The organism is Paenibacillus sp. NPDC101420, from assembly GCF_050277435.1.
In the GTDB taxonomy this organism is placed as follows: Bacteria; Bacillota; Bacilli; order Paenibacillales; family Paenibacillaceae; genus Paenibacillus_AQ.
This window is the reverse complement of sequence record NZ_JBNNSE010000006.1, coordinates 24,123-34,782: the sequence shown is the minus strand read 5'-3', so window position 1 is coordinate 34,782 and position 10,660 is coordinate 24,123. Positions and strand designations below refer to the sequence as shown.

Here is a 10,660-nt window from a genome sequence, read left to right as displayed (position 1 = left end):
TAAATGTAATATTCTCATTATGTCTAATGAATTCAATGATTGGATCGATGAACGAATACTGCAGCAATACTTTCTCAGCTTCAATGATCATAAGACTTCCCTCCTTCAAATCTAGAATATTCTTTATATTGTACCTGTTGCTCGTTGTATTTTGTTGGAATTAATAACTATATTTAAAAAGTATCCTGTTGTATAGCTCTATAACAAAATAGAGTTACATATTAGATCTCTAATACGTAACTCTACTTATTTCATTAGCTTTTATTCATTCCATTAATGTAATATCAATACACCAAAGCCTTCCAGAGTAACCTCACCCGATAACGTTGTCCCGCTCAGTAAATCCATTTTGGTCTCATGAAGATGGATCGCGACAGGAGCTTCACTATAATTAAGCAAAAAAGTATAACTGGAAGAAGTCCCGTTACGAACTTGCAGCTCTACATCTTCAGGGAGCACCAGCCAATCTACTGGCGACTGCAGGCTGACTTGATCTATGATTATGGACGCTGCCTCTTCATTAAATACTGCTCCGTAATACCAAACCTCGCCCTTACCGCGACGATTTCTCGTAACTGCTGGCTTCCCAGCGTAATAATCCGAAGCATAGACCGCCATGACTTCGACCGAATCATCCTCAATCCGGAGAATATCATTAAAATCATCTGCTCCAGTAACCCCTTCGGCCGCACCTGACCAGCTAATCGCCGTTGGCTGACGACTACCTTTAACCATTGTGAATTCTTCGACTGTGATCCCGCATAGATCCCTAGCAGCACCTGGGAAAGGACGCATATAACATTGGCCGCGTTCATCCTTATAGCCGGTTCTGCATCCGAAGATCAGTTTTCCACCTTGCTGAACGTATTCATCCAGAAGCGACGCTGTCTCATCTGTCATAATTGCCGGGTGAGGATAGATAAGCACATCGTACCGTGCGAGCTCTTCCAGCGTCGTCTTTTTGCGTAAATAGAGTACGTCATTCGGGATATGCTTCCGCTGGAGTGCCTTGTACCACTCCTTATTGCTCTTCCACATAAATGGACCATGCCACACATCATACTCTCCATCCCACTCATTAGCATAATCACGAACAATAGCAACGTTAGCCTGATTACGGGTGCCGATAAGTGCTTGCCCTGCCCCCGCCAGCTCTTGACCAATCTGTCCCGCTTCCCGTACTCTTCTGTTCGGCTGGTTATGGTAGTCGTTAATGCCATGCCAATAAATTTCATTGCCCATCGTGGCTGTCCGCCAGCGGAAATACAGCACCATATCTGCGCCATGAGCGATCGATTGATAGGTCCATAACCGCATCTGTCCCGGCTTCGGAGATGGCATATCCATCCGGTTCACCCAGCCACCCGGTCCCGACTGCTGCTCCATAATACAGAAATTAGGGGAAATAGAACGGACAACAGATAATGAAAGTCCCCAGCCTCTGTCATTCAGCGGATTCCGCTCATTCGGATCATAAAAAATAGTCGAGAACTGCGGATAGGAATCATAGCTGAAGAAATCCAGTAATTCATCCGTCAATTCATGGCTGTCGAGATGCCCGAACAGACCGTTCGTTGTTACCCACTGCTTAGGGGCAAGTTTACGGATGATGTCCGCTTGGTTTTTGGCAAAAGAAATCGTATTTTCCGATATAAACCGCTTTTCATCCAAAGCCTGATGGGGATTGGGCTGCTTGGGTGACGGGGTAGGACGCGGAAGATACACCTGAGACCAATCACTATAACTCTGATTCCAAAAAACAGCCCCCCAAGCCTCGTTTAGCCGCTCAAGCGTGACATATTTCTGCTGCAGCCATTCCCGGAAAGCCTTATGGTCACTCTCTGAATAAAATTCACTGATCTCGCAGTTGAGCTCATTATCAATTTGCCAACCGACCACACCTGGATGATTGCCATAATGTTCAGCCATCTGTTCCGTAATCCGAGCACACAGCTCACGGTATTTGGGGCTACTGTAATTATAATGACGGCGCATGCCATGCTGTAGGGTAACACCTTCATACGTCACGTTTAATACTTCTGGATACTTATGGGTCAGCCAAGCTGGAGGTGTTGCCGTCGGCGTACCGAGCACAACCTGAAGACCATGTTTATGAGCTAAATCAATCGCCCGATCAAAGAGCCCGAACTGAAACTCACCCTCAGTAGGTTCAAAAATAGACCAAGCAAACTCCCCAATCCGAATGATTGTAAAGCCTAGTTCCCTCATCCGGCGATAATCGTCCTCCCACATGCTTTCCGGCCAGTGTTCCGGATAATAACAGACGCCAAGCTCGAATTTTTCTGTTGCGACAGGTTTCTTCATGATTACCTCCAAAGTATTAAAAATATGCTTTCAATATTTTATAATTCTATTGTAGTATCAGTGTTAATAAGGCATATATAACAAAATATTGCGATCGTATCACAATCTTGCGTTAATTACTTCAATCCAACTAGCGCTCTGTAGCGCGATAGAAATGGGTGCCACATAACATGAAGAAACAATGGTATTTGCCGACACCGGCTTTTTCAAAATATGTCTGTTATCCTGAATTTCTGGGACATTACAGTCACTTTCCACAGCATACCGAGAGAAGAAGTGAGGGGTTTCTGGGAAGCTATAACCTGCATTTAATCTTTGGTGGGGAGGGTTATGTATTCCATGAGGGCGAACGTATTCCGATGAGCAGAGGACGAGGGTTTCTTTACCCTAAAGGGGCCTACCAGCAGTACGGCTCTGATCCCGGAGAGCCTTGGGATGTTCGTTGGGTTCATTTTAGCACTCAAATTGTACTCCCCTTATTAGAAGAAGTGGACCAGTCTAGTGCATACCTGTTCACTTTTGATTTGGACGCTAAGCTGGACGAGCTATTCGAGGAAATGTACTTGCTGAGCGCTTCCTATGTAACACGTAGTGAGCCAAGGCTATCCGCGCTTCTGTATGAGCTTCTAGTGAAATTGCTGCAGAATTCCGAACCCCTTCACGGCTCAGTACCGCACGAGGTCAGGCAGTCTATCCGCAGTGCCGCAGATATCATTCATGTCGAATGTGCCCGTCCTTGGTCACTGGAGTCGATGGCAAGACTAACCGGGTATAGCAGCTATCATTTTCTACGGCTGTTCCGAATGGTTATGGGCAAAACACCAAACCGTTATTTAACGGATTGTCGACTGGCCAGAGCCAAGCTTCTACTGGTTTCTACTGGACTCTCCATTGCTCAGGTTGCGACTCAGTCCGGTTTTGCCCAGTCCAGCTATTTCATTAAAGTGTTCAGAACGTTCGAGGGGATGTCCCCCGTAAAGTACCGTCAGGCTTTTGGATCATAATTCCTTAAACGAGAAAAAACCGAACGACAATCAGAGAAAACCCTGAAGCTCGTTCGGCTCAAACAGTCATTTACTTAGCTTCTTCCATAAATACTCTGAAGTTTTCTACGATCTCTTTTGCTTTAGTACGATATAAATAATGTCCTTCTTCAAATGTCAGCACTTTTCCATGTACAGAGTCTTTTACTTGCTTTTCATGCTCTGGTATCCATCTATCCGTTGCTGGTTGATTCGCTTGCACAAAGAAAATTACAGGAAGATTTTTGGGGAAGGTTAAGCTTTCAGCTGATTTAAAATTAGAATACATCATTCCAGCTTCATTTAATTGGGTTGGATTAAATATGTTTTTGCGATTGATCAGTCTCATTTGTTCTTTTGTTTTATCATCAAATGGTAGTTCAGCAATGGGGTCAGCACTAAATTTCATTTGCAATCTGATTAAACCTGATTTTTTGAGCAGATTTATAGTTCTTAATTCCGAAGCTTCGATCTTCCTCTCGCTTAGCGATGGAACACTACTATCAAGCCCGACAAATGCACTCACTTCATTTTCATACTTGTTAACATAATCTAGTCCATATATGCCTGAAATAGAGTGGCCCATTAGAATATAACGGTCAATATTAAGAGCCTGTAAAGCTTCATGAATTTCACTTACAATATTCTCCGTGCTGCGCTCCTTTTTGGTCAGATCACTTAATCCATACCCAAAAGGCTCAATCATGACAACTTTGTAAAACGGCGACAGTTCATCTATTAATGCTTTAAAATCAAGAGCTGGCGCTGCTGTGCCATAACCCGGTAGTAGCACGACTGTTTCTTCACCTTTTCCTTGAATATAAACATTCATGTTTTTCCCATCTACGGGTACTAACTGACCATAGGGTTCTATTTTATTTTGTTCCGATTTATTGCTGATCAAATTAACTGTATATACGATGGCGAGAAAAAGCATGATTGCTATGATTATTGCCCCTATTACTTTAAGTATCATGTTTAGTATTTTACTTGTTCTCGTGCCCACCTTTGTTGTTATTCCCTCTTTTATTTTCACTCGTATCTTCTCCTGTCATCCTCTGTGTATTAGACTGCCCTATCCGACTGCTAAGGTAAGACTAACCAATGAAGATGTACTCCCCATGACGTTAACATGAACGGAGTATGAATAGGAAAAACAACATTTATACCAGCACACAAAAAACAAGCCAAGATCCGGGCTCATGGCTTGTTTCCTTTTGAAATAAATTATCTCTTCTTAAGATTTACAGTAAATCTTCGCTCACAAAATCAACCATCGATTGAACCTTCAATCCCTTAGGAGCGCCTGGAATCCAGTCCCTTCCATCGTTCCCGCGTTCCGAGAACGTTATCGTCTTGGGCTGCCCTGGGAGAAGATCAAAGTAATTGTCAGAGAATATTCCTTCATCTTCTGAGGTCAGGTATACGCCTCTAGCTAATACATCGCTTGTCACAGTGAAGCTTAGACCTCCGCTATCTGGAGTTTCCATTATGTTAATTACTGAACGCTGCAACCGAATTTCTTTTTCCGGGATAAAATAGTGCACCTTACGATCTATCATCTCGCCATTAGCCTGCAAGCTGATCTCAAGCAATACATCGTTCGATCCATGACCTTCTATTAGTTCCGCCACTGGAGACGAGAATACGATAGCCGCAGAATCAGCTCCCAGCTCAACGGGATGTGTCCACTCTCGCAGTGTCGAACCGTTAAACTGATACAATTTAAGCACTAACTCAGCGGTCTTTGCTGTTCTTAAATCAGATACGACATGAACGTCAATCCGCTCACGGTCTGTATCGTCAATAGACAACAGAACATCTTGAAAGCTTGAGCGCACGGTATATTGCAATGCTTTCCAGCGTCCGTTGTAATCCATCCCCGCCCAAGAGGCGACCGGCCAGCAATCATTCATCTGCCAGTATAAAGTGCCCATACAGTAAGGTTTATTTCTTCTGTGACTTTCAATCGCGATTCGAATCGCTTCGGCCTGGAGGATTTGACTCATATACAGAAATGATTTAAAATCCTTCGGCTGCGGCAGATACATATCCATGTATTCCTTGATCAGCAGATTTCCGCGTCCATTCTTCTGATGCGCCAGCATCACCTCTGAGGTAAGCTCCAAATCCTGCTCTTCAGCATAGCTCAGTACGGTCTTTAGTTCCGGGAACGACTGGAATCCGTATTCACTCATAAAGCGGCCAACCTTGGTATTATAATTCTCAAAAGGCTCAATCCCGTGCCACACGCCCCAGTAATGAACATCCCCTTCGTCCACAATCCGCGTCGCGTGTTGATTCATATCTCCAGTCAAATTCCGCATCGGTGAAGACGGCCAATAGTCCACACCTGGATGGAACGCGGCTACAGCCTCCGGTAGAATCCGGTGGAATATTTCCTCATAATCAGCCCACATTGTAGCTCTTTGCTCCGCGCTGAGTTTTTCTTTCCAGCCCCAGCCCATATTTTCCTCGAACTGTGACCAGGCCGAATCAATCTCGTTATTGCCACACCATAGGGCGATGCAGGGATGATTGCGCAATCTTTTGACGTTATACTCAGCTTCTTTCTTCACATTCGCAAGAAACGCATCATCTCCCGGATACATGCTGCAAGCGAACATGAAGTCCTGCCAGACCAACAGCCCGTATTCATCACAGAGCTTGTAAAATATCTCCTCTTCATAAAAACCGCCACCCCACACTCGCAGCATATTCATGTTTGATTCTGCGGCCGTGGCAATTTCATGCCGATACCGCTCTTCGGTAACTTCTGTGATGAAGCTGTCATTCGGAATATGATTGGCACCTTTGGCGAAGACCGACACACCATTCAGTACAAAAGAAAATGAAGTCCCTTTCGCATCATGCTCCCGAATCAATTGAATGCTCCGGAGTCCAGTTCTTACGCTTTTGCTAACTTCAACTTCCTTACCTTTCACCAAATCCGCTTGGAATGTATATAAATGAGGCTCGCCCAGCCCTCTACACCACCAGAGCTGCGGCTGATCTACCACGATATCCATCTCTATTTGTTGCTTGCCGCTCTTTAAGGAAACCGCTTGCATCGACTCTAGACCATCAGCACTCATTCGCAGCATTCCCTGCCATGCCGCAGGAGCATCTACTTCAATAATTGCGGTTAATTGAGCCTCTTCCTTTGTGATCACATTTTGGCGGATATAGAGATCTATGATTTGAACTGAATCACGTCCCTTAAGGGCCGCTTTACGCCATATTCCACTAGTCAAGAAACGCGGACCCCAATCCCAGCCGTAATGATAAGGTGCTTTGCGGGCAAAAACACTAATCCGCTGTTCCTCTAGTCCCCCAAGCTCGGATTGATCATTCGGTGCAGGTAACGCATACCCCAGCTTCTCTAGCTTAGGTAGATCCTCTTTAACTACAGAGCGGAATCTCACTAGTATATGGTTTTCACCAATCTTCAACTGATCTTTAACATCCACTCTCCACGCCAAAAACATATTGTCTGCAGCGAGCACATGTACATTATTCACATACACGTCAGCATATGTATCAAGACCTTCAAAAATCAGTTCTGTGCAAGTAAGCTCCAACCACTCTTCACCAAGCTGCAAAGTGGTTTGATATTCCCAATCCTTCTTATCAATCCATTGTAGGTTATGTTCATTTGTTCCATAGAAGGGATCTTCAATCTTTCCGTTCTTCAGTAAATCCGTATGGACCGTGCCTGGCACAGTAGCCGGAAGCCACTCCTCGTCACCACAGCTTCTAAATTCCCACTTCGCAAGATTCATCTCTAGATGTTTCATAATATCCTCCTAATTGCTAAAAGTTTTGTAGAGCATATGCTTCTCCAAGTGACTTCGTACAAAACTCACTTCGAAAGCGTCTGCTTAAGTTTTGTAAGCCTATTCATCTTTCAAAATAACATACCTCTTCTAGCATTTCATTGAATCCACTTGTTATTCTTGGTATTTTGTTATCCATTCGTTAGGTATACACTAATTATAATCGTTCAAACAAAACAAATAAAGACAATAAATAATAATACAATACATTTCTAAACGCTTTATTTAAAGCTATAATGTTCATGTAAACGCTAACAAAATAATGAAAAGGGGATTAAGTTATGAGAAATAAGTTATTTTCGTTATCTTTTGTTATGGTTATGATTTTATCATCAACGCTGGCTGGCTGCGGCTCGAACAATGGCAACAGCACCAATAACGGGGCTTCTGCAACCGATAAGCCCGCAGCAACTAACACAGAGACTACCGGCGGTGACACGACAAGCAACGCAACAGCCGAACCTGCAGCAGGAGCTGACATTAGCGGCAAAATCACCTTCCTGACTAACAGAACAGACATGATTGGCAAAGAATACGATGAATATTTAAAGCGCTTTAATGAAAAATACCCGAACGTTAAAGTCGAATTCGAGGCTTCCCAGACCGACTATAATCAACAGGCTAAAGTCAGAATGGCCAGCGGCGAGCTTCCTGACGTTATGTTCATTCCTACCATTCCTAACTCCGACTTACCGAAATACTTCGCTTCACTGGATGATCTCGGCCTGAACGATCAAATCACCTTTAAAGACTTCAAATCCTTTGATGGCAAGCTGTACGGAATTACCACAGGGAACTCTACATCCGGGATTGTTTATAACAAAAAAGCATTTACAGATGCTGGCATCACAGAAACCCCTAAGACTTGGGATGAATTCCTGGCTGCCTGCGAAAAGCTGAAAGCAAAAGGTGTCATTCCACTGTCCTCTAACTTCAAAGATAAATGGCCACTGGGTACATGGGCTTATGATACTCCGCGCCTAATTGCAGGCAACCCCGACTTCCCTAATGAGAAGCTGAACTCTGAAACACCATTTACCATGGACAACGGCTATGGTAAAGCCTTTAGCCTGCTCAAGGAGCTCAACGAAAAAGGGTATCTGGAAAAAGACATCAACTCCACCAACTGGGAGCAATCGAAAAAAGACATCGCTTCTGGTAAGTTCGCCATGTACTATCTCGGCAACTGGGTCATTAACCAAGTTATTGGAGTAGGAGCTCCTTCAGACAATGTTGGCTTCTTCCCGTTCCCTTATGACAATTCAGGTAAACCATCCGCTACTCTTAGCCCTGACTTCTTCTATGCTGTTGCTAAAAACAGCAAAAATTTAGAAGCTGCCAAAGCTTTCGTAAAATGGATGATTGAGGATTCCGGCTATGAGGACTTCGCGGGCTTTATCTCCCCACTAAAAGGAAAAGAATCTAATCTGGCTCAGCTAAAAGAATTCCAAGCTACCGGAGTAGAGTTAGTAGAAGGAACTGTTGACGATGCGAAGGTTACAGAAATCGGCAACAAGGCACAATTAGATCTCCCTGCTGTTGTACAGGAATTTGTGCTTGCCAAAGATCCGCAAACTGTATTAGACAAATGGAATAAAGCCTGGGCTAAAGCTAAGAAAGATCTCGGCTATTAATACAAACTTTTGACCAGAAGTACAACACGGTGCAAAATGGATTATCGCCCTTACGGATAGTCCATTTTGCCTTTCCATACCAAGCTTTTATGAAAGAAGGGCTAGCGATGTTCGGAACACTTTCCTATAACAAACAAAAAATGATAATCATTGTATCATTCCTTACGATCCCATTGTTGCTCCTTGCGACATTCACGTATTATCCAGCGCTTAAGCTGATCTATTACAGTTTCACCAATTGGGATGGCTATAGCCCAGAGAAACCATGGGTCGGACTTGCTAATTACCGCGAGGTCTTCTCTAATCCTGATATTTTCAAAGTATTTACACATAACTTTGCTTACTTCGCTATGGGAATTGTTCAGAACATAGTCGCCATTTATTTTGCGGTTGTTCTGAATAGTAAGCTCAAAGGGAAAAACGCATTCCGAATCTTACTTTTCCTTCCTTACATCATGAACGGAGTTGCTGTTGCTTTTATGTTTGGTTATGTCTTTGATACTACTAACGGATCTCTGAATATGTTCCTGAATAGCATCGGTCTAACCGGACTAGGACAGACCAGCTGGCTTGGAACAGAAGGACTGGTCAACTATTCTCTGGCATCCACAGGATTTTGGCGTTTCATGGGTTATAACATGGTCATCTACATCGCCTCCTTGCAGGCCATACCAAACGATATCTATGAGGCTTCAAAGATTGATGGTGCTGGACCTTTCCAAACCCTTTGGAGAATTACTTTACCGAATATGAAGCCAGTCATTCAGCTTAACTTATTTCTTACCGTCACAGGAGCACTGGAAGTCTTTGATCTCCCTTTCGTATTGACCAAGGGTGGTCCTGCAGGCGCCAGCGAAACTTATGTACAGAAAGTTGTAGACACTGCATTTGCTTACAACAACTATGGTCTCGCTTCTGCCATGAGTATTATCTTGCTCTTCTTTGTCGTCATCGTACTATTAGTACAGCAACTAGTTCTTAGCCGGGGAGGAGACAAATAGACATGACAAACTCCAAATTCCGCTTTACAGATGTTATTAAATACTTCTCGCTAATCATCGGCGTATTTGTCGTGCTTTTCCCTCCTTATGTAGTTATCGTAAATGCCTTCAAATCGACTGATGAATTTAACAGTAGTAGCTCCATGGCACTGCCAAAAAGCTTTTTTAATTTCGATAATTTCATTGCGGTGTTCCAGCGTGGAGGTTTACTTAACGGATTTGGTAACGTATTAATTATTATAGCTATTACTTTAATTCTGAACATTCTATTTGGAACTATGGTAGCATTTGTACTGGGACGCTTCTCTTTTAAATTAAAACCTGTTGTCTTTGGTGCTTATCTAATAGCCACTATCATTCCTAGCATCACGACGCAAGTAGCCACTTTTGGTATCATCAAAAGCATGGGGCTTTATAATACACTCGGCGCCCCTATCGTGCTATATATCGGAGCAGATGTGATTCAAATTATTCTTTATTTGCAATTTATCCGTAACATTCCCGTGGATCTAGATGAGAACGCGATGGTAGAAGGTGCATCTCTTTTTAAAATCTATCGCTCAATTATTTTTCCATTATTGACGCCGGCTACGGCTACTTTGATTATCTTGAAGACGATTAGTATCTATAATGACATGTATATCCCTTATCTATATATGCCAAAACAAAGCCTGGGCGTAGTTACGACGATCCTGATGCGTTTTCAAGGGGTCAATTCGGGCGAATGGAATTTGATCTGTGCGGCCATTCTGCTTATCCTGCTCCCCACAATAATTCTATATTTCTTCCTACAACGTTATATCTTTGAAGGCGTAACCAGCGGCGCAGTTAAATAAGGCAGT

The 10,660-nt window shown here is 43.4% G+C and carries 7 protein-coding genes; 4 read left to right on the top strand and 3 right to left on the bottom strand.

Translation table 11 applies throughout. From position 1 onward, the window contains the following. Positions 1–273 precede the first annotated feature (273 nt). A complete protein-coding gene (locus ACQKMP_RS23080) occupies positions 274–2,325 on the bottom strand; it encodes a beta-galactosidase (RefSeq protein ID WP_427471234.1) in 2,052 nt (683 codons plus the stop codon). Between the two features lie 170 nt (positions 2,326–2,495). On the opposite strand from ACQKMP_RS23080, the gene ACQKMP_RS23075 reads away from it, so the two are divergent. After that, positions 2,496–3,329 carry a helix-turn-helix transcriptional regulator gene (locus ACQKMP_RS23075; protein WP_076283833.1) on the top strand — a complete coding sequence of 278 codons (834 nt, stop codon included), beginning with the start codon at positions 2,496–2,498 and terminating at the stop codon, positions 3,327–3,329. Positions 3,330–3,399: 70 nt separating this feature from the next. On the opposite strand, the gene ACQKMP_RS23070 is transcribed toward ACQKMP_RS23075, so the two are convergent. Together ACQKMP_RS23070 and ACQKMP_RS23065 are read right to left on the bottom strand one after the other, a co-directional pair. Further along, a complete protein-coding gene (locus ACQKMP_RS23070; protein ID WP_427471497.1) occupies positions 3,400–4,323 on the bottom strand; it encodes an alpha/beta fold hydrolase in 924 nt (307 codons plus the stop codon). Positions 4,324–4,591: 268 nt separating this feature from the next. After that, on the bottom strand, positions 4,592–7,144 hold the full coding sequence (locus ACQKMP_RS23065; RefSeq protein WP_427471231.1) for a beta-mannosidase: 2,553 nt from the start codon (positions 7,142–7,144) through the stop codon (positions 4,592–4,594). A 320-nt stretch (positions 7,145–7,464) separates the two neighbouring features. Between ACQKMP_RS23065 and ACQKMP_RS23060 the strand changes: the two genes are divergently transcribed. The 3 genes from ACQKMP_RS23060 to ACQKMP_RS23050 all read left to right on the top strand — a co-directional run bounded on the left by ACQKMP_RS23060 (position 7,465) and on the right by ACQKMP_RS23050 (position 10,654). Beyond that, a complete protein-coding gene (locus ACQKMP_RS23060; protein ID WP_042185027.1) occupies positions 7,465–8,817 on the top strand; it encodes an ABC transporter substrate-binding protein in 1,353 nt (450 codons plus the stop codon). A 107-nt stretch (positions 8,818–8,924) separates the two neighbouring features. Next, positions 8,925–9,818, top strand: coding sequence for a carbohydrate ABC transporter permease (locus ACQKMP_RS23055; protein ID WP_042185025.1), 894 nt, complete (start codon positions 8,925–8,927; stop codon positions 9,816–9,818). Positions 9,819–9,820: 2 nt separating this feature from the next. After that, the gene (locus tag ACQKMP_RS23050) at positions 9,821–10,654 is read left to right on the top strand and encodes a carbohydrate ABC transporter permease (protein WP_042185023.1); all 834 of its coding nucleotides are present in this window, start codon (positions 9,821–9,823) and stop codon (positions 10,652–10,654) included. The last annotated feature ends 6 nt before the right edge of the window (positions 10,655–10,660 follow it).

What these genes read in the sequence shown, in the direction of transcription:
- ACQKMP_RS23080 (WP_427471234.1), bottom strand. Translation starts at nt 2,325, where the DNA reads ATGAAGAAACCTGTCGCAACAGAAAAATTCGAGCTTGGCGTCTGTTAT.
- ACQKMP_RS23075 (WP_076283833.1), top strand. Translation starts at nt 2,496, where the DNA reads ATGAAGAAACAATGGTATTTGCCGACACCGGCTTTTTCAAAATATGTC.
- ACQKMP_RS23070 (WP_427471497.1), bottom strand. Translation starts at nt 4,323, where the DNA reads ATGATACTTAAAGTAATAGGGGCAATAATCATAGCAATCATGCTTTTT.
- ACQKMP_RS23065 (WP_427471231.1), bottom strand. Translation starts at nt 7,144, where the DNA reads ATGAAACATCTAGAGATGAATCTTGCGAAGTGGGAATTTAGAAGCTGT.
- ACQKMP_RS23060 (WP_042185027.1), top strand. Translation starts at nt 7,465, where the DNA reads ATGAGAAATAAGTTATTTTCGTTATCTTTTGTTATGGTTATGATTTTA.
- ACQKMP_RS23055 (WP_042185025.1), top strand. Translation starts at nt 8,925, where the DNA reads ATGTTCGGAACACTTTCCTATAACAAACAAAAAATGATAATCATTGTA.
- ACQKMP_RS23050 (WP_042185023.1), top strand. Translation starts at nt 9,821, where the DNA reads ATGACAAACTCCAAATTCCGCTTTACAGATGTTATTAAATACTTCTCG.